The organism is Scatolibacter rhodanostii, assembly GCF_900197595.1.
GTDB lineage: Bacteria > Bacillota > Clostridia > Oscillospirales > Acutalibacteraceae > Scatolibacter > Scatolibacter rhodanostii.
This window is the reverse complement of record NZ_FZLO01000002.1, coordinates 332,787-356,852: the sequence shown is the minus strand read 5'-3', so window position 1 is coordinate 356,852 and position 24,066 is coordinate 332,787. Positions and strand designations below refer to the sequence as shown.

Below are 24,066 nucleotides of genomic sequence, written 5' to 3'. Positions count from 1 at the left end.
GATAAGACTATCACATCAATAAAGTGCTGTCAACGAAAATTCCTGAAAGCCAAGTCAAGAATGAGATTGATTGCGATAGATAATATTTGTGACAATTCCTTGCGGCGTTATATCAATAAAGCCATAGCTTCCGTGGCTACCCTTGAGTGAACCGGGATTGAGAATATGCAATCCGTTTTGATAAGTACTAAGCGGCACATGGGTGTGGCCATAGAGAAGAACATTGGCTTCTCGCTTTTCGGCAGCAGCAAGAATCAGGTCATCTTGCCATTTGACATCATAGAAATGGCCGTGTGTGTAGAAAATCTTGATACCCTCGGTAACAAATTCTTCACTGAGCGGTAGTGTAGAGCCAAAATCACAGTTCCCCCGAACCTGTAAAAACATTTTACTAGGGAACTCGTACCGTACGCTTTCTACATCAGCCTCACCGTCACCGAGATGAATAACAATGTCAGCCTGGGGTTGTGAGAGTAAAGCCTTATAAAGAGAGTTTGAATCTCCGTGGGTATCAGAAAAAACCAGTATACGCATTTCAAGTCCTTTCGCACAAGGGTTATATTTTGAGCTTTTGTTTCATATAAATAAGCAGGTAATAATATTTGAAATAGGGTGATTATAAATGGATGATAAACAGCTAAATGAAATTTTGAGAAATGCTGCGCAAAAACTGGGCACTTCTGCAGATCAGCTAAAAGAAATGGCTCTCAACGGCAATCTTGAAAAACAAATTAATAATTCCATTGACGGGCCATCACAAGAAATTAAGAAAATGCTGAATGACCCTGAAACAGCGAGAAAGTTGCTTTCTACGCCAGAAGCGCAAGAAGTGATGAAGTGGCTCAATCAGAGAAATAATGGAAAATAACAAAAAAGGAGGGGGATTCTGAAATGGACGATATTAGTGGAAGATTAAGTGAAATTTTATCAGACCCGCAAAGCATGCAGCAAATTCAGTCGCTCATGAGTTCACTTGGACAAAGCGGAGCCACAGCAGCTGATCAGCCAGCCGGAGAAGGGTCTTATACAGGAACAAGCGGCGGTATGCCTGATATGTCGGTTTTAAGCAGTTTGCTGAGCTCTATGAATGGTCAGCAAGCAAACGCCTTGCCCGGAGTTGCCTCTCAAACGGGAGACGCTGGTATGGCAGATGCCTCACAGATGATGGCAACTGTTAGCCAGTTGGCGCCGCTCATGCAAAAAATGAGAGAGGATGATGATTCTTCACGCCTTCTTCGTTCGCTGCGTCCGCTTTTGAGTGCAGATAGACAACAAAAATTAGATGAATCTCTTAAGATTATGCAGCTTATGCGGTTAATGCCGATGATGAAAAATTCCGGATTTCTTTCGGGGCTTTTATAAAGGAGGATAAAAATGGCAATTGGAGATAGTCCTGAAATGCTGCGTATGCAAGAGGAGGCCATGAATCGTGCCAGAGAAATGTATCTGCGGGCAAATCCTACGGCAGCACAAACAACCACTCAAACAGCAAGAGCGGCAAACAATCAAACGGCCACGGCAACAGCTACAAGGGCAGAGACACAGCAAGGAACCAATACAACACAAAGGCAAGCAAGCCCAAGAACTGTTCCTCTCTCGATGGGAAACACAGGGAGTGAAAGGAACACGGCTGAACGTACGGCGCAGACAAACACTAACTTACAGGCCAGTTCATCTGCCCCTAATGCGCCAAGCATTTTAAATACATTGATGGAAGACAAAGACCGCACACTCATTTTAATGCTGTTGGTTTTGCTCAGCGGTGAAGGGCAAAGTAACGAGTTGATGTTTGCGCTCTTGTTCTTATTAATTTAAAAGCAACAAAAGTGCTTCAAGCATATTTCATGAGGATAAATAAGTGTAATTGTGAGAGCGTGTTATTCGGCTCATAACAGTTACACTTATTTTAATTTTTGAACAATATCATAATAATGAGTTTGCAAATCAAGAGAAATTTATTTTTGCTGATGAGCGCCATATTGATTTTTCATGTCAAAAAATAGTGCAATCAGGCTTTTGTGATAAGGGATAAATTCTTTGCTGTCAATCATCGTAAAAATTTCTTCCTGTGAAGCCCATCTCACAGCTTGCACCTCTTCAACTTGCAGAGTGAGTTTGTCAAGCTCCACCTCTTTTTGCAATAAGTAGATATCGTCAAATCCGTTGGTGTGAAAAAGTGTCAAGTGAGGGCGAATACCAGCAAAGCTGACTGTTAGCCCCAGTTCTTCTTCGAGTTCTCTGGCAATGGCAGTTTGGCTTGAATCGCCTGCAACGGCACTTCCACCGACCGTAATATCCCATAAATTGGACCAACCTTGCTTGAAAGGTTGTCTTTGCTGAATCAGCATTTCACCTTTTTGATTAAAGATACAGACATGAACGACAAGATGATAATCGCCTTCTTTAAAAGCATCGCCTCTCACCATTACCCGACCGGTTCTATTTCGGTCAGCATCATAAATATCCCATAATTCCATAAAAATTCCCCTCATCCCTGCTTTATTAGCAGATGAATTTTTGATGGCTCTGATTCCACTATCGTGCATGAGAATCAGAGCCATGATGATTTTTTAGATAGAGGTTGAAGATTGCACAGCGTGAATAACCGCTTGCACACTTTCTTCAAAATTAAGATTGACAATTTCAAGTATTGGACAAGGCAGCGTTTTCATCCATTCTTGATGTTTAGCTAGACTGCGTCCGTTTTTCGGTTTGCCGTCATAATCGGCTGCCCAAGAAAGAAACTTCTGCGATTTTTCATAGTACAAGCCACCCGGCATCATAGCATCGCCATAGCGTTCAAATTCACGTTTCCTTAGCCGTTCTAATCGAATTTCAGCAGGAACATACACAAAAATTGCTAAATCAAATAAAGGAGTTAACTCTTCGCCCCAACCGATGACAGAACCGCTGAGAATCCAGTTTTGGTGAGAGGAAAAGTCTTTTTCCATTAGTGAGTAACACTCTTCTCGGGGTCTTTCCACTGCAAAAGGTTCTTCTGTTGGCAGCCAAAAATAGTGGTCAGAGTCGAAGTGGACGAATTGGAGTAGCTCACTTGCTCGTTTAGCAATACTGGTAGTACCCGAACCGGAAGCGCCAAAAAGATGAATATGATGATAGCGCATCAGCGCACCTGTCCGTTTCCTCGAATCAAATATTTTTGTGAGGTGAGCTGTTCTAGGCCCATAGGACCTCTTGCGTGCAGCTTTTGGGTAGAAATACCGATTTCAGCACCCAGGCCAAACTCGCCGCCGTCGGTAAAGCGAGTGGAGGCATTGACATAGACAGCAGAGCTATCGACTCGGTTTAAGAATTCTTCAGCACGGGTAAAGCTCTCGGTAACAATAGCTTCACTGTGGCCAGAAGAATAGCGGGCAATATGGGCAAGTGCCTCTTCAAAAGAATCGACCACTTTGACAGACAAAATATAGTCTAAGTATTCGGTCTCCCAATCTTCTTGCACCGCTGCTGTTGTATCAGGAAGAATAGCACGCGCTCTTTCGTCGCAGCGCAGTTCAACTTGTTTTTCGTCCAGTTTAGCCTTGATAATCGGCAGTGCTTTTTCAGCAAGGCTTTGATGAACTAGCAAAGTTTCGGCAGCATTGCAAACAGAAGGACGAGTGGTTTTGGCGTTGAATATGATATTGGAAGCCATATCGATGTCTGCCGATTCATCAACATAAATATGAACAATGCCAACACCGGTTTCAATGACCGGTACTTTAGAGTTCTGTTTCACAGCTTGAATTAGACCTGCGCCACCTCGAGGAATTAATACATCAAGGTATTCAGTCAAATTCATCATTTCTTGTGCTGAAGCGCGAGAGGTATCATCGACCAATTGAACGCTGTTCTTGGGCAATCCGCTTGCGGTAAAAGCTTTATCCAGAATATCGGTAATCATGCGGTTAGAATGATAGGCTTCTTTTCCGCCGCGCAGAATCACAGCGTTGCCAGCTTTTATACACAAAGCTGCCGCATCACTGGTCACGTTGGGGCGAGATTCAAAAATAATACCGATTACGCCGAGCGGTACCGTTACTTTCTCTATTTTGATGCCTTTGGGGTGAACGGTGCCTGCCAGCACACGCCCGACAGGGTCGTTTTCATTTGCGACATCACTCATGCCTTTTGCCATGCCTTCAATACGTTCTTCGGTTAAGCGAAGGCGGTCAATCATAGCAGCTGTCAGTCCATTTTCTTCTGCTTTTTCAATATCTTTTTGGTTTGCCGAAAGAATGTCGGCAGTATTTTCAATCAATGCGTTGGCGGCGGCAATCAGAGCCGTCGTTTTGGCAGAACCGGCCAAAGCCAAATCGGCAGAAGCGATTTTAGCAAGTTTGCCCATTTCCTGTAACTTTGTCATAGTCTGAATCATCCTTTCCGAAAGCATTTCTGAGAACTTCAATCTTTTACACTATCATAGCGAGACAAAGCAGTTAGGTGAAACTGCGCCAAGTTCACGGCACTCTAGCTAAATATCTCGATAGTAAATAATACTTTTGTTTCAAGAAATGCTTAAATTGGTTTATTATCGTGTAGGTGAATTTTATTTGGTCAAAAATTAAATGAATGATTTATACGTTTGCAGGTACAAAATAAGTGCCAATGGTTTCGCCATTAATCAGCTTATATAGATTTTCAGGCTCACTGCCATTCATGATATAAGCAGGAATACCGTGTGAGGTGGCAAAATCTGCCGCATAAATTTTGGTAGACATGCCGCCAGTGCCTCGATTGGAACCGCTGCCGCAGGCAATGTCCCGAATTTCATCGGTGATATCATCTACTTGATGAATAATGTTAGCGTTTGGGTTGTTGCGGGGGTCGGCGTCATATAGACCGTCAATATCGGTGAAAATGACGAGAGAGTCAGCGTGAATCAGTTCACTGACAATAGCAGAAAGCATATCGTTATCACCGTAGCTTGTGCCCTCCAGTTCTGCTGTTTCTACTGTGTCATTCTCATTCACAACAGGCACAGCACCTAAACGAAATAGTTCATTAAAGGTGTTTTGTACATTTTTGCGGCTTCGATCGGTTATATTTTTCGTCAGCAAAATCTGTGCAGCTACCTGATCATATTCGCTGAAAAACTTATCATACATAAACATGAGTTCACATTGACCGATAGCAGCAATTGCCTGCTTTTCTTCGGTCTTACTAGGTCGTGAAGGCAGGGAAAGTTTACCAACGCCAACGCCGATTGCACCTGAGGTGACTAATACAATCTCTTTATCGGCATTTTGTAAGTCACTAATGACTCGACAAATTTCGTCCATGCGTTTGAGGTTTAGCTTACCGTTTTCATGTGTTAGAGTCGAAGTGCCGACCTTAATCACAATTCGTTTTGCCGTCTGAATACTTTTCATGATTTTCTCCAAGACCTTCTCTGCTTATTTTATGTAAACCTATGATTCTTTGAGGATAACCTCAACTTAGGTATTATTTATTCTACCATAATTGAAAGGGGAAAATCAATCCTAAATCCATTTGAAGCAGAGCATAACAATCCAGTAAACAACCTTAAATATTGTCAAAAAAAGAAAGAGGTTTTATAATACAGTTAATATAGAAAAGATATTCTTTAAATCGTGGGTTAAAATAGAAAAAAGGAGCATTCATTATGGTTTATGAGAAAGATTGGGTTATGCGTCAAATTTTGCAGTCAGTAGACACATTGGCACGCATTGTTTTCCAAAAAGGAGCCGATAAACAAGAAGAGTTTCAAAATGTTGACAGTACAGATTTGAACTTGCGCATAAAAAGTCTTTTGTATGAAAAAAGATATGGAGAAGCAGAAAATATCCTATTTGAGTCGATGACCCTAGGCGATAAAGCTGTTCTAAGACAAGCGCTCGATTTTTATATAAGCCTAAATGAAAAAAGCGAAGAAGAGTTGAAAGAAGGAAACTTTTCGCATGAAGAAATTCAGCAGGGAATTCAAGATATAGCCAAGAAATATGGGATTGACGGTGTTCTGTTAGACTGACATACGAGTTCATAAAACGAAGTCTTACAAACAATAATTCCTAATTCTTCTACTTGAAACAAGTGTTTGGTTGTGATATAATTGTGAAAATCAATTTAGTCTTATAGAAGCAATAAATTGTGTCAAAACCATTTTCTTTTATGGGTGAAATGACAGTGTTTCTGCTGTTTATTAAGTTTTATGATGAGTGAAATGTAAGGTATAAATCAACAAATAATTTTATGTCTATTTAGAAATTGGTTAGAATGGGAGGGTGCTATGCTTAGAATTATAACGGACAGTTCAAGCGATTTAAGCCTGCAGCGCTGTGAAGAACTGGGTGTCGAAATTATTCCGCTTCGAGTTCATTTTGGAGAAGAATGCTTTAAGGCTAATGTGGAGATTAGCAATGAAGAATTCTATGAGCGACTATCAAAAGCAGAAAGTTTGCCGACCACCTCACAGATTACACCCGCTGAGTTTGAAGATATTTTTAGACCATATGTAGAAGCGGGCGATGAAATTGTCTGTCTGTTTATCTCGTCTAAAATGAGCGGTACCTATCAATCGGCACTTGTAGCAAAAGGCCTTGTGGGCGGAGAGAACATTCATATTGTTGATACACTGACCGTGACCTTTGCATTGGCTCTTTTGGTAGAAGAAGCAGTAAAAATGCGTGACCGCGGTTTTTCGGCAGCTGAAATTGCAGAGCAAATTACCTCTATTGTGCCAAGAAATCATTTGTGGGCTGTTATTGAAGATTTAAAATATCTTAAAATGGGTGGTCGGCTTTCGGCAACCAGTGCTTTTTTTGCCAGCATTTTAGGCATTTGTCCCATCATCACGATAAAAGATGGCTTGGTAGAAACAGTTGGCAAGGCAAGAGGCAAAAAGGCCGCTTATAAGCTAGTGGAAAATCTGATACAGAAAAATGAGATTTCAAATGACTATGGCGTGACGCTAGGGCACAGCAATTCACCCGAAGGGATCAAAAATTTTGAAGAGTATTTTCATGATACACTCAAAAAACGCGATGTTACCACTTGTGATATTGGCAGCATTGTTGGCACACATGTCGGCCCAAATGCCTGCGGTTTATCATATATCCGCCGCTGATTGATAGGGAGGAAAGATGGGTAATAATAAGATTGTAGTGAGGGGCGCCAGAGAGCATAACCTTAAAAATATAGATGTAACCATTCCAAGAGACAAATTGGTTGTATTGACAGGACTTTCCGGTTCAGGAAAGTCTTCTCTTGCCTTTGATACGATTTATGCAGAGGGGCAAAGACGCTATATGGAGTCGCTGTCCTCTTATGCCAGACAGTTTTTAGGACAGATGGAAAAGCCAAATGTCGAAGGCATTGATGGGCTTTCACCTGCTATTTCGATTGACCAGAAAACCACTTCAAAGAATCCTCGTTCTACTGTGGGCACGGTTACAGAAATTTATGACTATCTGCGTTTGATGTATGCAAGAATCGGCATACCTCACTGTCCAGTTTGCGGCAAAGAAATTAAACAGCAGACCGTTGACCAAATTGTAGATAAGGTCATGGCTTTGGAGGAGAAGACTAAAATTCAGATTTTGGCACCGGTTGTCAGAGGACGTAAGGGTGAGCACACCAAAGAATTTGAAAGCGCGAGAAAATCTGGTTTTGTGCGTGTAAGAGTAGATGGGATGGTTTACGATTTAAGCGAAACGATTGCGCTTGAAAAGAATAAGAAACACACCATTGAAATTATAATTGACCGTTTGGTGATGAAAGAAGATATTCGCTCGCGCCTTGCTGATTCTGTTGAAACAGCGGCAACGTTGGGTGGCGGTGTAGTGGTTGTCAATGTCATTGACGGTGAAGATATTACATTTTCGCAGAACTATGCCTGTTTAGAGCATGGCGGCAGCATGGAAGAACTGACTCCCAGAATGTTCTCTTTCAATAATCCGTTTGGTGCCTGTAAAAAATGTACTGGCCTAGGGGTATTTATGAAAATTGACCCAAGGCTGATTATTCCGGACAAAAAGCTTTCTATTAATAAAGGCGGACTGAAAGCCAGCGGTTGGGCCATGGAAGGCAGCACGATTGCAGCCATGTACATGAAAGGTCTTGCTAAAAAGTATAAATTTTCTTTGGACAAGCCAATTGGCGAGCTTTCCCCTGAAATTATTGATATTTTGCTCTATGGTACAAAGGGAGAGAAAATTAAGTTAGAACGTACCAATGAATATGGCATGGGTAAGTATGAAGCGCCTTTTGAAGGGGTTATTAATAATTTGGAGCGTCGTTTCAGAGATACCTCGAGCAACTGGATTAAAGAAGAAATTGAGCAGTATATGACGGCTGTCCCCTGCGATGCCTGCGGAGGAAAACGACTTTCTCCGGAGAGTTTGGCGGTGACAGTTGGTGGCATCAATATCAGCGATTTCTGTGAGCAGTCTGTAACAGAAGCCCTGAAGTTTATTGATGGACTTGTGCTCAGCGAACGAGAAACGATGATTGCTGCCCCTATCATGAAAGAAGTAAAGTCTCGTTTGGGATTTTTACAAAGTGTAGGTCTTGAATATCTCACTTTATCTCGTGCCTCGGGAACATTATCAGGCGGTGAAAGCCAGCGTATTCGTTTGGCAACTCAGATTGGTTCTTCTCTTATGGGTGTTCTCTATATTCTAGATGAGCCGAGTATTGGTCTGCACCAACGTGACAATGCCAAATTACTGGATACACTAAAGCACCTGCGTGATTTGGGCAATACTGTCATTGTGGTAGAGCATGATGAAGATACTATGCGTGAAGCTGACTATATTGTAGATATTGGCCCCGGTGCAGGTATTCATGGCGGCGAGGTTGTCTATAGCGGAACAGTGGCGGGGATTTTGAAAAATAAAAGCTCACTAACAGGACAATATCTTAGCGGAGCTAAAAAGATTGAAATTCCGGTGAAACGTCGTACAGGAAACGGAAGGACGATTGAAATTGTGGGGGCAGACCAAAATAATCTGCACCATGTTGATGTATCCATCCCTTTGGGCGAGTTTGTTTGTGTAACAGGCGTTTCGGGTTCGGGAAAATCTTCGCTGATTAATGAAATTCTCTACAAAAAATTGGCAGCAGATTTAAACGGTGCCAAAACATTTGCAGGAAAGCACGAAGACATAAAGGGAATTGAGAATCTCGACAAAGTGATTCAAATTAACCAGTCGCCAATTGGGCGAACTCCTCGCTCTAACCCAGCGACCTACACAGGTTTATTTACGGATATTCGTGAGCTATATGCCAGCACACAGGAGGCAAAGGTAAGAGGCTTTAATTCGGGCAGATTCTCTTTCAACGTAAAAGGTGGTCGTTGTGAGGCGTGCCAAGGCGACGGTATTCTGCGCATTGAAATGCACTTCTTGCCGGACGTCTATGTTCCGTGTGATGTCTGTAAAGGCAAGCGCTATAATCGTGAAACACTTGAAGTTAAATATAAAGGCAAAAACATTCATGACGTTTTAGAGATGACGGTCGAAGAGGGCCTTAATTTCTTCCAAGATATCCCTAAAATAGCCAGAAAATTGCAAACCCTTTATGATGTTGGATTGTCTTATGTTAAAATTGGTCAGCCGGCGACAACCCTCTCAGGCGGTGAAGCACAGCGTGTCAAGTTAGCTTCAGAACTGAGCAAACGTCCCACAGGTAAAACCATTTATATTTTAGACGAACCAACCACCGGTTTGCATATCGCCGATGTTCATAAGCTGATTGAAGTTTTGCAAAAGCTGGTTGATACGGGAAATACCGTGCTGGTGATTGAGCATAATCTAGACCTTGTCAAAACGGCTGACCACATCATCGATTTAGGACCGGAAGGCGGTAACCGAGGCGGAGAAATTATTGCAGAGGGAACGCCGGAAATGATTGCTACAGTAGAATCCTCCTATACAGGACAATATCTAAAAAAGCTTTTGAATTAAAAGAATTTTAGAATAAAAAACTTTATCTGAAAAGAGTGCTATAAAAAAGTCACCTGTCTGCATAAAAGACAAGTGACTTTTGCGTTTTATTAAGAGATCGAATGGCGTTTTGGTGAATTTATTCTTTGACAATGCTGGTTGTCTTTTTGGCTACAACAGCTAAACGCCCATTATTGGCTAAGGTATATTCACAGGTAGAAAGTGTAAGTAGTTTATCTCCAAATTGAAAATCAACGCCGGTATCATAGAAAGAACGATTTTGCACTTCTTGGCGGTAGGTCTCAAAATCTTGTTCATCCGTGAAATTGAGATAGTCATTATAGAAGAATACATTTTCACCCTCCGAAGGGGTTTTAAAGACAGCAACAATTTGGTACTCTGACAATTCATTTAGCGTATCAAAGCGAATAATAGGATGACTTTCAAAATAATCATAATCAGTATATTGAATTAAGTCGGCAAACATGGTGCCGTCCTTCATATGGTGGCCATAAAGAAGAATGTTGTCAGAGCGTGGATCTAACTCATTGCGGTAGTCGATGAAGGGTGTACCGTGAGAACTGTCAAGTTTTTCGAAATTGCGATGAAGGTAAAATTCAGGGTCACTAACAGTTTGCATGACAGGATAGTTGATTTTAGTGTCGTCAATTTGAATCCAGCCTACAAAATCTTGGTTTTGGTCGTAAAGTTTTTGATAAGCATCAAACCACTGAACAGATTGGTTGGGTGCTTCGTTTAGCGTAGCAGAATTGCGTATAGGAAATTGTACAGAACTAGAAAGTGTCTGAAAATCAGACTGACTTTTATATTGCTCATAGAAATATTTTCCGACCATAAAAGCTGAAAGCAAAAAGGCAATTATGCTAATGGTGAGAAGTAGTCGATATATCATTTTTTTCATTCTATTTTACCTCTTGGGCTATAGATTAAATTTAAAAAAAGAATGCAGCCGTTATGCGGAAAAAGACATTTTTTTTATTGATGATTTGTGCTGCAAACAATTTTGATAGGTTACCCCTATTGTAACATTTCAAAAAAAAGAAAGCAATGTATGAAAAAGGTTGATTTCATCGGCTATTCAATTTATAATCATATTAAATAGAATGAAGGTGAATTTATATGAGGATTAATACAGAAGAACAATATCTTCCTGTTTATGAAGCATTGGCCAGTGCAGTGCGATTAAGAATTTTAAATCTCTTAGCCGAAAAGCCTTTGAATATCAAAGAGCTGGCAGAGGCTTCAGGGCTTAGCAGTGCGATCATGACGATGCATGTACGCAAGCTGGAAACAGCGAACCTAATTATAACACAGCGAAAGAGAGTGAATGGTTCTGTTCAAAAGATTTGTTCTCTTTCATCAGATAGAACAATTGAAATTGAACTGCCCGAAGGTCGAAAAGAAAGACGCTCTCATCAATATGTACTTCCTATCGGACATTTCACCGATTTTGACGTTACGCCTACCTGTGGTTTAGCAACCGAGAAAAAGGTGATTGGCAACTTTGATGATGTACGCTCTTTCTTACTTGCAGAAAGAGTCAATGCCAAAATTTTATGGTTTTCGCAAGGCTTCGTTCATTATAAAATTCCTAATTTTCTTTTGGCAACGCAAAAACCCAAAGAGCTTGAAATCTCTATGGAAATTTCATCTGAAGCACCTGGTATTAATGAAGATTGGCCCTCTGATATTGGTTTTTGGTTGAATGGAGTTTATTTGGGGTATTGGACTAGTCCCGGAGATTTTGGTAAGCAAAGGGGCAAATTAACCCCAAGTTGGTGGAATGATAAGATTAATCAATATGGCGTGATGAAAGTAATTCGTATCAACGAAAGCGGAACCTTTATTGATGGCAACCAAATTTCAGAAAAAAAGCTATCTGAACTGGATATACACAAAAATATGTGGGATTTCAAAATCGAAGTAGATAAAGAATCAGAGCATGTTGGCGGTGTTACACTGTTTGGGGATCAATTCGGGAACTATGCACAAGACATTCTTTTTAAATTATACTTTGAGTAAGTAGGAGCATGATCGTAAGAAAATAAGCAGAACCCTTTTGCTATAGGCGAAAAGAAATGGCTTATTGGAAGAAGCATAGAATTAAAGCTTATACTGCATATAATTTTCATTTTTGACAAATCCAAAATCAGAGTAAAGCATAACGCCCATATCAGAAGCTGTAATCTGTATCACTTTGCAGCCATAATTTTTAGCTTCATGGAGAACGCATGATAAAAGCTTTTTAGCAATTCCTTGCCTGCGATATTCCTTTGCAGTAAACATGCTGGATAGCAACCCGATTTTTCCGTTTGGACAACCATAATACGGCGGTTTTTCAATAAACGATATGCCACTGGTGCCGACAATTTTGTCGCCATCAAAAGCAATCCATGAAATAAAGGTACCGTCAGCTATATGACGTGTGTAATAATCAATGAGTGAAGGAGTTAGATCGATATCTGCAGTTGCACCTTCTTCTCTTAGCTGGTTAATGCGCATATTGATAAATATGGGGATATCGTCGCTTGATAACTTTCGATATTGAATAGGCATTTATCATCTGTCCTCCCAAAACTTCTATAATCTGCTGTTGTCGTATAGTTGCAAAGAAAGCCAATCCTTTTCAGAATTGGCTTTCTTCATAAATAATTTGGAGCGGGCGACGAGGCTCGAACTCGCTACCTCCACCTTGGCAAGGTGGCGCTCTACCAGATGAGCTACGCCCGCATTTTTCAGCGGTTTTTTAACTGCTTTAATATTCTAGCCTATGAAGAGGGATTTGTCAATACTCTTTTTTCTTTTTCTTTACATTAAGCTAACTAATTGGCCTAGAAGGGATTCTTTATAGCCGTTAAAAAATATTGACAAATTATCGGTTAACTAATATAATATATTCTGCAGAGAACAAATTTTTTCTTTCTTTTATCCAAGTGAATTCCTCAGCACTGGTTTATAGTTGCTGTGTCAATTTAATCTGAGGATAATATACAACTAGCCTTTCTTTCCTTTTGGCTACCCTCGGATTCTCCTGTCCTCGCCATAGGATAGGAGATTTTTATTTTTCTTTTTGGAGGTATCTTTGTGAAGTATTCTTTTTCTGACAGGGTGCAGAATTTAAAACCTTCTGCTATTAGAGAGATATTCAAATATTCAGCAAATCCTGAATATATTGCCCTTTCAGCGGGAAACCCTGCGCCGGATGCCTTTCCGGTGGAAGCGATAGCCGAAATATCACAAAAGCTGCTGATAGAAAGCCCTATATCTGTTTTGCAGTACGGCACAACAGAGGGCTATTTACCTTTGCGGAATTTTCTGATTTCATATCTCGGTGAAAGATTACTCTATAAACAAAAAGATAGCTTGCTGATTACAAGCGGAGCACAACAGGCAATGGATTTGCTGACAAAATCGGTGCTCAATAAAAATGATGTAGTGCTGTGCGAAGCACCAAGTTTTATTGGTTCTCTGAATAGTTTTCGTTCCTTTCAGGCAAATTTAGTGGGCGTTGAGGTTGAATCCGATGGAGTCAATATAGATAAATTGGAAGCGGCATTGCAAACACATAAAAATATTAAATATTTCTATACAATCCCCAATTTTCAAAATCCATCCGGTGTGACGATGAGTCTTGCCAAGAGGAAAAAAGTATATGAGTTGTGTCGCCAATATGGGGTCTTGATTTTAGAGGACAACCCTTATGGAGACTTGCGATTTGCAGGGGAAGAAGTACCTGCCATTAAAACATTTGATGAAGATGGTATTGTTGTTTATGTAGGTTCATTTTCTAAAGTGATTGCGCCGGGCATCAGAGTAGGTTATGTAGCTGCTCCTGAAGAACTTGTCAGCAAGATGGTGGTTTGCAAACAAGGAGAAGATGTTCACACCAATATGTGGGGACAGATTGTTTGCCATGAATTTATGACAAAGTATGATTTTTCAGCGCATATAAAAAATCTGCAACAAATATACCGGCGCAAAGCACAAATATTGACAGATGCAATGGAAAAATATTTGCGGCCTAAGCAAATCAAATGGAACGCTATAGAAGGCGGACTGTTTGCATGGTGCACGCTACCAGAACAGATTGATATGTATGAGTATATACAAAAGGCATTGGCGGAAAAAGTCTGCGTAGTGCCAGGTACAGCCTTTTTAACAGACGAAAATCAACCTTGTTCTTCTTTTAGAATTAATTTTTCTACGCCAACAGACGAACAGCTTTTGTTAGGAATTGAACGGCTGGGGTCATTGCTTTAAAACAATTTGGGAGGCAAGTTTTATTATGGAGTCAATAGAAAAAAAGAAGCGTATTGTCAGTCTTATCCAGCCAACGGGTGTATTTACGTTGGGGAATTATTTGGGTGCGCTGAAACGATTTGTGGAGTTGCAAGATGAATATGAGTGCGTTTATGGTCTTGCTGATTTGCACGCTATTACCGTTCGACAGGAGGCTGCTGCTTTCAGAAAGACTATTTTGAGTTCTTATGCGCTGATGTTGGCTATTGGCATTGATCCGCAAAAAAGTCTTTTTTTCATTCAAAGTCAGGTTCCAGAGCACTCACAAATGGCATGGGTGCTTAATTGTTATACCCAGTTTGGGGAATTGTCCCGTATGACACAGTTCAAAGATAAATCAGCCGCACATACCGATAATGTCAATGCCGGATTGTTCACTTATCCCAGTCTAATGGCTGCCGATATTCTGCTCTATAATGCAGAATATGTTCCGGTAGGGCATGACCAAAAACAGCATATCGAATTGACCCGTAATATTGCCGAACGCTTTAATGCAACGTATTCTCCCACCTTTGTCGTTCCAGAACCTTTGATTGCAGCAAAAGGTTCAAGAATAAAATCGTTACAAAATCCTACTAAGAAGATGTCTAAATCGGATGAAAACGTGAATGCGTTTGTTTCACTTTTAGACAGCCCTGATGATATCATGCGTAAGTTCAAGCGGGCCGTGACAGACAGTGAAGCGAAAGTCTACTGTGCCGAAGGCAAAGATGGAATCAACAATTTGATGGAGATTTATTCGCTAATGACAGGCCTTGATTTTGCCGCAATAGAAAAAGAGTTTGAAGGAAAAGGTTATGGCGACTTTAAGGTAGCTGTTGGTGAATCTGTGGTAGAAAAGCTTCGTCCTATCCAAGAGAATTACAAAAAACTATTAGCAGATAAGGCTTATTTAGAAGATTGCTTTAGCAAGAGTGCACCAGAGGCTTCTTCCATTGCCAGAAAAACACTCTCTAAAGTGATGAAAAAAGTAGGCTTTCTTCCTAAAAAGTAAAGAAGAGCGACATTTGTTTAAGTATTGGTGATTGTGAGAATAAAAAGACCTCACATTGTATATGTGAGGTCGATATTTATATCTATTTGTTTTATTCAAGTTGTTCATATTCAGCTAAAAGCTTAGTGGCAAGTTTAGCATTCACTTGCAAAAATTCTTCTTTTTCTTCAAATCCAAGGGTATCAAGGATAGAAAGAGATTCTTGATAGATTTCTGAGCGGAGGACATGATAAATCGGTTCTTTTTTATCAGGGATAAAAAGTGCAAACTCAAATTCGCCGTCCTTTTCTCTGCTAAAGAGAGCTTTGAGTTTAGTGACCTTATACTTGCTCAAAACTGTTGTACAAAGTGCATTTTTAACGAGTTCTAAAGCAACATCATTATGCCCACTATCAAAAATCAATAGTTTTTCTTTTAGTTCGGCAGGCGTCCGTACAATTCTTTTTGTGTAGCCGCTGAGCTGTTCAGGTAGTTCTGGTAGTGGTACATTGCCAACAGGCATAAATAGCAGAGCATATCTAAATTTGATATCCATAAATAGACAAGGGTAAGTCATGTCTGCCACATAACCACATTTAGGACATTCCCAGTTAAAAAAGGTCTCTTTCAAAATTTGCTGTTTAACAGCAGGATCTTTCGCCGTATAAATCTGTAAGTAGATTTTGTGCTCTTGCGTTTCACCGCATCTGGGGCACACAACCTCTTTAATCGTTTCATTTGCCATTGCATTAACCCTTCTTGAAATTTTACTTCTCGGAATCTGCAAATGGCAGGTCCGTATTTTCTAAAACAGGCGGTTCGTCTAAGACAACAACATCTTCGAGAGAAATTTCTTCGCTAGAATCTTCATCATGTTTAGCTGCTTCGTAATAGGTCTTTTCGAGTTCATCCATGGCAGCGTGAATCTTCTTTTCGAGCTGATCGATTTCAGCGCAATGCTTTTCAGTAACAGCATTGTTTTCGTCTCTTAGATTTTGATAATAGTAGCGTCCAAGCGTAATATATTCTTTTTCTGCCGCTTTTTGCTCTCTTTTCATAATACTACGAATTCGATTAACCTGAGCGGCTAAGTGATTTTTCTGCTCAATTTTGTCGATTACTCTTTCGACAGATTTCCCTATATTTTTCAATATACTCATCATCATAACCATCCTTTCAATTATCGCTTAATTTAAATAGAGAAAGATTCATACTGATGACAAAAGCATACGCCGTCAATCACAAATGAATCATGTATACATCTCTATTATATATGATGAAACGCAAAAAGAATAGTCTTTTTTGTGTAATATATTTCAATTTAGGAGGAAGAAAGTGAAATTCGTTTGCATGTTTTTTTATATTACAGAAAAACCTCCTGAAAGGATAGGAGGTCAGTTAAAGTGAAATTATCTTTGATGAAGATTTTTAGGTCAGGATAGAAGTTTTGCTGCAATGGCTAAAAAAGAGATATATAGGCACACAAGGGTATTCTGTTGTACCTACTCTGAACGTTGGAGCGGGTAACGAGACTCGAACTCGCAACATCCACCTTGGGAAGGTGGCGCTCTACCATTGAACTATACCCGCAAAAGTAAGATCATAAAGGGCAATATTTTTTATCAGACCGTGGTGAGATTCGTCTATTGAAAATTGCTTTTCTCAAATCAGGCTGTATACAAAACAATATTTTAGACATATTATAACACCAAAATTTGGTCAAGTCAATAATTGTGTGAATATTTTTTACTTAAGCTGTCGATATTACTACAAAATTGGAAAATTTATCCAAATAATCTAAAAAGAAAAATAGAAGTCGACTTTTGTAGTCTTTTGTCGAATTTGGTACTAAAATTTATGAAACCACGGTATAATAATGAAATAATTAATTTCTTTTGATATATTTCATAAATGGAAAAAATAATATGATATATTTGATTTTTCTATGGTAATATAAAATTTCTATGGTAAGCAGGTGCATAATAATGATTAACAAAAATGAAAAAACTACTTTGGGCAACATGCTAAGAAAGCTTAGATTAAAGGCAGGGTATACGCAGCAAAATTTGGCAGACGCACTCAATATTAATCGTTCTACCTATACCTATTACGAAACAGGCAAAACTACACCCGATATTCATACACTAAAGTCACTTGCTCAGATATTGGATGTTCCGGTACATTCTCTGCTGGAAGAAGAAGTTGTCAGTATGTTTTCTGATGCGAATAGTCGACGCCCGCGCAGAATTATTCGAGATAATCCTCACAAGATTGGCGATTTATCCAGTAAAGAAAAATCTGTAATTGCACTAATGCGTTCTTTGAGTCCAGAAGAAACAGATGAATGGGTAGAAGAGTTGAAGCAGAAGTTTGATATGGATGATTTGGAATTTTAATAGGCTTATGATTTTGACATGATGGTGTCGTTCCAAAATTTTTCTTTCTTTTTTATCAGTAGGTGTGCTATAATATACAACGTTGAGTGCTGCTTAAACCCAATTACTCGATTTATTGATTTGTCTTGGAGTTAAGCTAGGCGAGCGATAGACTCTGATAACTGTGATAGAATTGTTCGATGGATGAGAGCATTTTGTCGCAGGAGTTGAGTTGTATAGGACCGACAAGGAGTTATGTAAAGTATCGCAAAAGAGAACTTGAAGACGGATGGAAAATGAATAAAAAGTTGCTCGCTTTCTATAGAAGTGGATACTGCTAGGTGGGTTTCTGTTTTATATGCGTCTGTAGCTCAGCTGGATAGAGCGTTGGACTCCGACTCCAAAGGCCGCAGATTCGAATTCTGTCAGGCGCACCAAGTAAGAACCTTTATACGCAATTTGCGTGTGAGGTTCTTTTGTTTTAGTAGATGTAAAAATTCTTGACAAGCTGTAGTACAAGACATAAAATAAATTGAAGATTAATTTATAGGACAAGCCAAAAATCATGTATAGATTGGAAAGGAACGAGTGTAGAATGGAAAAAATTCGTATTGCAATTGTGGGATATGGAAATATCGGGAAATATGCAGTTGAAGCAGTAGAGGCAGCAGAAGATATGGAGCTTGCCGGAATCGTTCGCAGAACGATTGGTGGAGAGCAACCAAAAGAACTGCAAGATATAAAAGTAACAGATGATATCAGTGAGCTGGGCAAGGTGGATGTTGCTCTTCTCTGCACACCCACACGAAGTGTGCAGGAAAATGCTGAAAAATTTTTGGCAATGGGCATTTGTACAGTAGATAGCTTTGATATTCATACCTCTATTGTAGAGTTGCGCCGTAATTTGGATAAAGCAGCAAAGGCTTCAGGCGCAGCGGCGATTCTGTCAGCCGGTTGGGACCCCGGCAGCGATTCTATTGTGAGAACACTGATGCAGGCTTGTGCACCAAAAGGTATTACTTATACAAATTTTGGACCCGGTATGAGCATGGGACATACCGTAGCGGCAAAAGCAGTTGCGGGGGTTAAAGGCGCACTGTCTATGACCATTCCGCTGGGCACCGGTGTCCACAGAAGAATGGTCTATGTTGAACTGGAAGAGAATGCCGTTTTTGCAGACGTTGAAAAGGGAATAAAAGGCGATGCATATTTTACGCACGATGAAACTCATGTCATTGAAGTATCCGATATCAACACAGTGATTGATAAAGGTCATGGGGTTCATATGGTGAGAAAAGGTGTTTCAGGCGAAACAGACAACCAGATTTTTGAGTTCAACATGACAATTAATAATCCGGCGCTAACCTCACAGGTTTTGGTTGCTTGCGCTAGAGCGGTGACCAAGCAAAAACCAGGAGCATACACCATGATTGAGATTCCGGTCATTGATTTATTGCCCGGTGACAGAGAAGCGCTGGTAGCAGCATTGGTATAAACAGGATAGCAAAACGAGCAGTAATAATTTAGATAGAAAAGGACAGCAGAGTATATCCTGCCGTCCTTTTTTTATGATAAATAGCCATCGCATGTCGAATAGCAACTCTTTTATTTTTTCAACGGGGATAATGTCAGGGGAGACTAGCTTTATTAAAAAAGCGAACACTAGCATAAGAATATTTTACTAAGAATATTCTTATGCTCTATCAGATTTAGTTTTCAAATCAAGCCCCAATAAGCCGAAAATTTATATTACAGAAATCTTAAATCTCCTTAATAAAGGTAAAAATCCAGTAAAAAAAGTTGAAAAAGCCCAAAGAATCCCATATAATGAAAAAAGAATTAGCAAAAAGAGCAGAAATACTTCACGAAGTCGAGAAAGAAAAACGGCTGTTTTTTCTTACAGTAAGGTGAAGTAGTCTAGCTTGAATCTAAGTTAGCTTTATTCTTTCTCTATCGATTCTACTATAAATTTTAAGAAAAGGCACTTTTGCCGGGAGGCTCTTTTGGATATGCATAATAAAGCAATTGAAGCGGCCTTGAAGATGATTTCGGAAAATCAGCCGGAGGTGCAGCGAATCTATAAATTACAGCGGCAGCTTTCAAAAATCGGGAAATTTCATCGATTAGACCCAACTTTTAGTGGAGCTGACTTTGACGTAGTCTGTGAAGAGCACGTGGTGCCTGTTCGGATGTATTATCCCCTTGAGAATTGGAAAGACAAATCTGTCATTTTGTTCTTTCATGGCGGGGGCTGGGTCTCGGGCAATGTAGACAGCTATAATCGTGTCTGTATTATGCTAGCACGTCAACTGAATTGCCGTGTGGCAGCGGTAGATTACCGACTTGCGCCAGAACATCCTTTTCCGGCAGGGCTTACAGACTGTTATGCAGTCAGCCGATATTTCTATCAGAACGCTGAGTTTCTATTTGGGGTTTCTTCCGAAAAATTAATATTGATGGGTGATAGCGCTGGAGGCAACCTAGCCGCTGCTATCAGCTTGAAAGCTCGTGATTCGGGTGAGTTTACGCCAGTGTCACAGATTTTACTCTATCCAGCTTTATATAATGATTATACAGTTACTTCTCCTTTTGAATCAGTACACAGAAATGGGAAAGACTACATTCTTACGGCAGAACGCATACAAGAATATATAGAGCTTTATGCGGGCACAGGTGATAGAACACAGCCTTATTTTGCGCCTTTACTGGCAGAAGATTTTTCTTGTCAGCCCAAAACATTGGTGATTACGGCTGAATTCGATCCTTTATGTGATGAAGGTGAAATGTATGCTGACAAGCTCAGTGCGGCAGGTAGTCAGGTTACAAAATATCGTATGGAAAATGCCCTGCACGGTTTTTTCTCAATGACGTTAGGAACACCTGCCAAAAAGGCCTGCCAGTTGATTCGAAACTTTTTAGATAAAGATGGGGTGAGCGATTGAAGCGCAAAAGAAGGAGAAATTGGATAAAACTCGATAACGCCGCTAAAATTTTTCCTCCTTCAACCAATAAAATGGATTCAAAAGTTTTCCGTTTTGCCTGTGAACTGCGGGAGGAGATTCAAGAAGAAGTTTTGCAGCAAGCTTTAGACAAAACTTTGAGTATATTTAAAGGCTATCAAGTTGTCTTAAAACACGGCTTGTTTTGGTATTATTTAGAAGATACAGAGCTAATGCCTAAAGTGCACGAAGAACATACACCAATTTGTCAACAGTTGTACGATAAAAATGAATCAGCCCTGTTATTTGACGTTTTCTACTATCGAAACAGGATTAGTTTTGAGATTTATCATGCATTGGCTGATGGTAGAGGAGCCATGCTGTTTTTAAGAGAACTTGTCTGCCAATATTTAATGCTGACACATGCAGATGAATTGGGCGAAAATCCTCCAGATTCAGAATATGAAGGTTCGCATTCAGAGAGAATGGCCGATAGTTTTGATAAGTATTATGTTCCCCAAAAAATCAAGCGAACTAAAAGTCCGATAACTCATCAATTGAAAAGGGGTCGTCTGTCAGAAAATCGCCTAAAAGTGATTGAGGGGATTGCAGACACCGGCAAGGCTTTGGCGCTAGCAAAACAGCATGATGCGACCTTAACTGCTTTTTTAGTGAGCCTATTGATTTGTTCTATTGCAGACAATATGACTGTTCGTGAGAGAAAAAAACCAATTGGTATCTCTATTCCGGTAAATCTGCGAAGTTACTTTCCTTCAGAATCTTCTCGTAACTTTTTCAGTGTAGTCAATGTTTTTTATCGATTCAAGGGTGAAGAAGTGAACTTTGAAGACGTCTTAACCAGCATTAAAAAACAGATGGCAGAAAAACTTTGCTCAGACTGTATCAGAGAAAAAATGAACAACATGATTGCGATTGAAAAAAATCCAGCTATTCGCATTATTCCGCTGACTTTAAAGAACTTTTTTATGAATCTTGGATATAAAATTGCCGATCGATCGGTCACAGCTTCCTTATCAAATATTGGTAAAGTGACAATGCCCGAAGTATATCAAAAACATATTCGTTTGTTTGATGTTATGGCAAGTACGAAAAAGATACAAATTTGTTTATGCTCTTATGGAAACAATTTGGTGATGAGTTTCACAGATGGCTTTGTTAGCGCAGATATCCAAAAATGTTTTTTTCGCAAACTGACAGCAATGAATTTACCCATTGAAATTGTTTCTAGCCCTTTGGAAGAAGGGAACTAATCGTGGTTTATAAAGAAGGGGGACAGATATGAAGACTTGTTCCAAATGTGGAGTAACGGTAAAAGGCAAGCGTGAATTTTGCCCGTTATGTCAAGGTAAGCTTAGCGGAGAAGATTCAGAAGAAGTTTTCCCTTTGGTGCCAACCGTCTATCAAGAATTTCATTTTTTGTTTAGAATACTCATTTTTATCTCTATTGCCGTGGTTGTAGTAGCCGTGGCAGTAAATCTGATGTGGCGAGATGCAGGTTGGTGGTCAATTTTTTGGGTTGCCGGTGCGGCTTGTTTATGGATTGTCTTAACGCTTGCTGTACGAAAACGAAAAAATATGCCGAAATGGATTTTCTATCAGGTGGTTGTTATCTCTCTAATTTGCACGCTATGGGATTTTGTTGTAGGCTGGAGCGGTTGGAGCATAGATTATGTAGTCCCTATTTTATGCCTGGTAGGTCTTGCCAGCTTGTCTGTACTCTCACGAGTTTTGCGGTGGAGAGTGGAATATTATATGATTTCTGTAGTTGTCAATGCTTTATTTGGCATTGTGCCGTTAATTTTCTATATCACTGATTCTGTGTCGGTACGATACCCAACCGTCATTTGTGTGGCAGGCAGCGTAATGTCTTTGGCGGCCTTGGCGGTTTTTAAAGGAGAAAGCATGTGGGAAGAACTTAAAAGAAGGCTATCCCCATAAAAGCAGAAGATTTAACATAGAATAAAACATGGTTAGGCGAAGTTTTTCCATCGACAGCAAGTTTAATTAAAATCGTTTTATGAAAGAATGCAGAAAGCCCCCTGCCGCGGTACTCCGCAAACAGAGGGCTGTTTTGTTCAAATAAATTCCCGCCTAACCGTAATGTGCTTCTCAATAACCTGCTACTTGAAAAGCAGGTGGGTATCCTCCTGATTGTTTCTCGCTCCCTTCTTCCAAAAACATGTCTAGCATGCCTTGGGAGGTCTGCAGTCCACAAACAGAGGCGGATTCCCGAGAATAAGATTGTAGGGTTATTTTTGCACAGTCCGCGTGAAAGGTAGGAAAAGCCTGAGCAGGATATTTTGACGATGTGTCATCATACTAGAATAGAGACAATGAGTCTACTCTAAAAGTTTTTCCGCAATGTCTATAAAAATTCCTGCCGGTAAATTTTACATGCTATTGTTAGTTCTCGTCTTCGAAATAAAGCTCATTAAAGCGGTTTTCAAAAACATCAGCCAATTTATTCAGCAAATCATCATCTTCAACTTCTTGCAGTTCTTCTTCGCCATCTACATCAACAATTTCAAAAATATAATAGGTTTCAGCGTCAGCAGCCAAATCATCGGCATCTTGATGAGTGGGAACAAGGGCAATAAAATGACCGTCGTCATTTTCTAGTTCATCAATGATTTCAAATTCGTGTTCGGCACCGTCGTCGTCAAGCAAGGTTAGCAAATCTGCTTCGAATTCATCTGTCATGTTAATCGATCCTTTCAGTATTATAACGACACAGCCGAGAAAGCTATGCTCTTTTATACCGTTATTGTACACAAAATAGGCACGCAAGTCAAGAGAACACTTGTGAGAGAATAAGTGGATAATCACCTATATTTTATTGAAAAATGGGAAAAACCTTACATTTAGTTGCCAAAAATAAAAATGAACTGATATTAACGAAATCTTACAGAAATCATAAATTTCAGCTTTATAGGCCGATTTAGCAAGCTAACCTTGAAATTCGACGAGAGTTGCATTATAATATTTGAGTTAATAGCTAAAACTTAGGCTTGTTCTTTGGCTCATGCTGAGTTTAGTTGATAATATGCGGGAAAGGATATGCTGTGAATAGGATAAAGAAAATCATCTGTCAATATCGTGAACCGATTTCCTATTTGTTTTTCGGTGTTTTAACGACAGCGGTAAATTACATTACGGCATTGGCAGCCAATGCGTGGTTTTTGCAAATTGGTGTAGAAAAATCTTGGCCATCAGTAAGTATCGCATGGGCAATTTCAGTCCTTTTTGCTTATGTAACGAATCGTATTTGGGTATTCCGCAGTAAAAAAAGCGGCAAAAAAGAGGTTTTGAAAGAACTGGCAGCTTTTGTAGGGGCTAGACTTTCTTCAGGCATTATAGAGGTTGTGCTAATGACTCTTTTTGTAGACAACATGGGATATAATTTTGATATTATGAAGTTGCTTTGCAATGTGTTGGTGATTGTTCTAAATTATGTATTTAGTAAGCTGTTTGTATTTAAAAAGACGAAAACGCAGCTTGCTCATGATGATGAAGCAAAGCAAAACGGAGGTTAA

Annotated in this window: 25 protein-coding genes, 3 tRNA genes and 1 other RNA gene; 16 read left to right on the top strand and 13 right to left on the bottom strand. The window is 39.8% G+C overall.

The window, feature by feature from the left end:
• Window positions 1-54: 54 nt before the first annotated feature.
• Window positions 55-534 (bottom strand): metallophosphoesterase family protein, encoded by a 480-nt coding sequence (locus CS931_RS06330; RefSeq protein ID WP_099204924.1) that lies wholly within the window; start codon window positions 532-534, stop codon window positions 55-57.
• Window positions 535-622: 88 nt separating this feature from the next.
• On the opposite strand from CS931_RS06330, the gene CS931_RS06325 reads away from it, so the two are divergent.
• Genes CS931_RS06325 through CS931_RS06315 form a run of 3 tightly spaced genes read left to right on the top strand, consistent with a single transcriptional unit; the run spans window position 623 to window position 1,815 of the window.
• Window positions 623-868 (top strand): hypothetical protein, encoded by a 246-nt coding sequence (locus tag CS931_RS06325; protein ID WP_099204923.1) that lies wholly within the window; start codon window positions 623-625, stop codon window positions 866-868.
• 23 nt (window positions 869-891) lie between these two features.
• Window positions 892-1,362, top strand: a complete 471-nt coding sequence (locus CS931_RS06320) for a hypothetical protein (protein WP_099204922.1) — start codon at window positions 892-894, stop codon at window positions 1,360-1,362.
• Between the two features lie 12 nt (window positions 1,363-1,374).
• Window positions 1,375-1,815, top strand: a complete 441-nt coding sequence (locus CS931_RS06315) for a hypothetical protein (RefSeq protein ID WP_099204921.1) — start codon at window positions 1,375-1,377, stop codon at window positions 1,813-1,815.
• A gap of 140 nt (window positions 1,816-1,955) precedes the next feature.
• Here the strand turns inward: CS931_RS06315 and CS931_RS06310 are convergent, their stop codons facing one another.
• From CS931_RS06310 to proB, 4 genes are all read right to left on the bottom strand, one after another.
• Complete coding sequence (locus tag CS931_RS06310) at window positions 1,956-2,477, bottom strand: NUDIX hydrolase (RefSeq protein ID WP_099204920.1); 522 nt, start codon at window positions 2,475-2,477, stop codon at window positions 1,956-1,958.
• Window positions 2,478-2,570: 93 nt separating this feature from the next.
• A complete protein-coding gene (locus CS931_RS06305) occupies window positions 2,571-3,125 on the bottom strand; it encodes an AAA family ATPase (RefSeq protein ID WP_099204919.1) in 555 nt (184 codons plus the stop codon).
• Window positions 3,125-4,366, bottom strand: a complete 1,242-nt coding sequence (locus tag CS931_RS06300) for a glutamate-5-semialdehyde dehydrogenase (RefSeq protein ID WP_099204918.1) — start codon at window positions 4,364-4,366, stop codon at window positions 3,125-3,127. Before CS931_RS06300 ends, CS931_RS06305 begins: the two co-directional genes overlap by 1 nt.
• Window positions 4,367-4,577: 211 nt before the next feature.
• Window positions 4,578-5,372: a glutamate 5-kinase gene (gene proB / locus CS931_RS06295; protein WP_099204917.1), complete on the bottom strand. Its 795-nt coding sequence runs from the start codon at window positions 5,370-5,372 to the stop codon at window positions 4,578-4,580.
• Window positions 5,373-5,626: 254 nt separating this feature from the next.
• Here proB and CS931_RS06290 point away from each other — a divergent pair, with 254 nt between their 5' ends.
• The 3 genes from CS931_RS06290 (at window position 5,627) to uvrA (ending at window position 9,926) form a co-directional block, all read left to right on the top strand.
• Window positions 5,627-5,992, top strand: a complete 366-nt coding sequence (locus CS931_RS06290; protein ID WP_099204916.1) for a DUF6483 family protein — start codon at window positions 5,627-5,629, stop codon at window positions 5,990-5,992.
• A gap of 258 nt (window positions 5,993-6,250) precedes the next feature.
• Entirely contained in the window at window positions 6,251-7,087 is an 837-nt protein-coding gene (locus CS931_RS06285; RefSeq protein WP_099204915.1) for a DegV family protein, read from the top strand.
• A gap of 16 nt (window positions 7,088-7,103) precedes the next feature.
• Window positions 7,104-9,926, top strand: a complete 2,823-nt coding sequence (gene uvrA, locus CS931_RS06280) for an excinuclease ABC subunit UvrA (RefSeq protein ID WP_099204914.1) — start codon at window positions 7,104-7,106, stop codon at window positions 9,924-9,926.
• A 118-nt stretch (window positions 9,927-10,044) separates the two neighbouring features.
• Here uvrA and srtB read toward each other — a convergent pair whose 3' ends face one another.
• Window positions 10,045-10,827 (bottom strand): class B sortase, encoded by a 783-nt coding sequence (gene srtB / locus CS931_RS06275; protein ID WP_099204913.1) that lies wholly within the window; start codon window positions 10,825-10,827, stop codon window positions 10,045-10,047.
• 218 nt (window positions 10,828-11,045) lie between these two features.
• Between srtB and CS931_RS06270 the strand changes: the two genes are divergently transcribed.
• Entirely contained in the window at window positions 11,046-11,948 is a 903-nt protein-coding gene (locus CS931_RS06270) for an ArsR/SmtB family transcription factor (RefSeq protein ID WP_099204912.1), read from the top strand.
• Between the two features lie 81 nt (window positions 11,949-12,029).
• Here the strand turns inward: CS931_RS06270 and CS931_RS06265 are convergent, their stop codons facing one another.
• Together CS931_RS06265 and CS931_RS06260 are read right to left on the bottom strand one after the other, a co-directional pair.
• Window positions 12,030-12,482, bottom strand: a complete 453-nt coding sequence (locus CS931_RS06265) for a GNAT family N-acetyltransferase (RefSeq protein WP_099204911.1) — start codon at window positions 12,480-12,482, stop codon at window positions 12,030-12,032.
• A 98-nt stretch (window positions 12,483-12,580) separates the two neighbouring features.
• A tRNA-Gly gene (locus CS931_RS06260) sits at window positions 12,581-12,656 on the bottom strand.
• A gap of 354 nt (window positions 12,657-13,010) precedes the next feature.
• Between CS931_RS06260 and CS931_RS06255 the strand changes: the two genes are divergently transcribed.
• Together CS931_RS06255 and trpS are read left to right on the top strand one after the other, a co-directional pair.
• A complete protein-coding gene (locus tag CS931_RS06255) occupies window positions 13,011-14,186 on the top strand; it encodes an aminotransferase-like domain-containing protein (RefSeq protein WP_099204910.1) in 1,176 nt (391 codons plus the stop codon).
• 25 nt (window positions 14,187-14,211) lie between these two features.
• Window positions 14,212-15,219 (top strand): tryptophan--tRNA ligase, encoded by a 1,008-nt coding sequence (trpS, locus tag CS931_RS06250; protein ID WP_099204909.1) that lies wholly within the window; start codon window positions 14,212-14,214, stop codon window positions 15,217-15,219.
• A gap of 91 nt (window positions 15,220-15,310) precedes the next feature.
• On the opposite strand, the gene CS931_RS06245 is transcribed toward trpS, so the two are convergent.
• The 3 genes from CS931_RS06245 to CS931_RS06235 form a co-directional block, all read right to left on the bottom strand.
• Window positions 15,311-15,943: a CpXC domain-containing protein gene (locus CS931_RS06245; RefSeq protein WP_099204908.1), complete on the bottom strand. Its 633-nt coding sequence runs from the start codon at window positions 15,941-15,943 to the stop codon at window positions 15,311-15,313.
• A 22-nt stretch (window positions 15,944-15,965) separates the two neighbouring features.
• Entirely contained in the window at window positions 15,966-16,364 is a 399-nt protein-coding gene (locus CS931_RS06240; RefSeq protein WP_143826236.1) for a hypothetical protein, read from the bottom strand.
• 349 nt (window positions 16,365-16,713) lie between these two features.
• Window positions 16,714-16,788: transfer RNA gene (locus CS931_RS06235), tRNA-Gly, on the bottom strand.
• A 395-nt stretch (window positions 16,789-17,183) separates the two neighbouring features.
• On the opposite strand from CS931_RS06235, the gene CS931_RS06230 reads away from it, so the two are divergent.
• From CS931_RS06230 to CS931_RS06205, 6 genes are all read left to right on the top strand, one after another.
• Window positions 17,184-17,594, top strand: a complete 411-nt coding sequence (locus CS931_RS06230) for a helix-turn-helix transcriptional regulator (RefSeq protein WP_159459751.1) — start codon at window positions 17,184-17,186, stop codon at window positions 17,592-17,594.
• Between the two features lie 339 nt (window positions 17,595-17,933).
• Window positions 17,934-18,010: transfer RNA gene (locus CS931_RS06225), tRNA-Arg, on the top strand.
• Window positions 18,011-18,168: 158 nt separating this feature from the next.
• Entirely contained in the window at window positions 18,169-19,068 is a 900-nt protein-coding gene (locus CS931_RS06220) for a diaminopimelate dehydrogenase (protein WP_099204905.1), read from the top strand.
• A 514-nt stretch (window positions 19,069-19,582) separates the two neighbouring features.
• Entirely contained in the window at window positions 19,583-20,515 is a 933-nt protein-coding gene (locus CS931_RS06215; RefSeq protein ID WP_099204904.1) for an alpha/beta hydrolase, read from the top strand.
• On the top strand, window positions 20,512-21,783 hold the full coding sequence (locus tag CS931_RS06210; RefSeq protein ID WP_099204903.1) for a hypothetical protein: 1,272 nt from the start codon (window positions 20,512-20,514) through the stop codon (window positions 21,781-21,783). The genes CS931_RS06215 and CS931_RS06210 overlap by 4 nt, the downstream gene beginning before the upstream one ends.
• A 28-nt stretch (window positions 21,784-21,811) precedes the next feature.
• Window positions 21,812-22,471: a DUF6320 domain-containing protein gene (locus CS931_RS06205; RefSeq protein ID WP_099204902.1), complete on the top strand. Its 660-nt coding sequence runs from the start codon at window positions 21,812-21,814 to the stop codon at window positions 22,469-22,471.
• A gap of 142 nt (window positions 22,472-22,613) precedes the next feature.
• On the opposite strand, the gene ssrS is transcribed toward CS931_RS06205, so the two are convergent.
• Window positions 22,614-22,818: non-coding RNA, 6S RNA (ssrS, locus tag CS931_RS06200), on the bottom strand.
• A gap of 118 nt (window positions 22,819-22,936) precedes the next feature.
• Window positions 22,937-23,233, bottom strand: a complete 297-nt coding sequence (locus CS931_RS06195; protein WP_099204901.1) for a DUF1292 domain-containing protein — start codon at window positions 23,231-23,233, stop codon at window positions 22,937-22,939.
• Window positions 23,234-23,595: 362 nt separating this feature from the next.
• Between CS931_RS06195 and CS931_RS06190 the strand changes: the two genes are divergently transcribed.
• Window positions 23,596-24,066 (top strand): GtrA family protein, encoded by a 471-nt coding sequence (locus CS931_RS06190; protein WP_242964913.1) that lies wholly within the window; start codon window positions 23,596-23,598, stop codon window positions 24,064-24,066.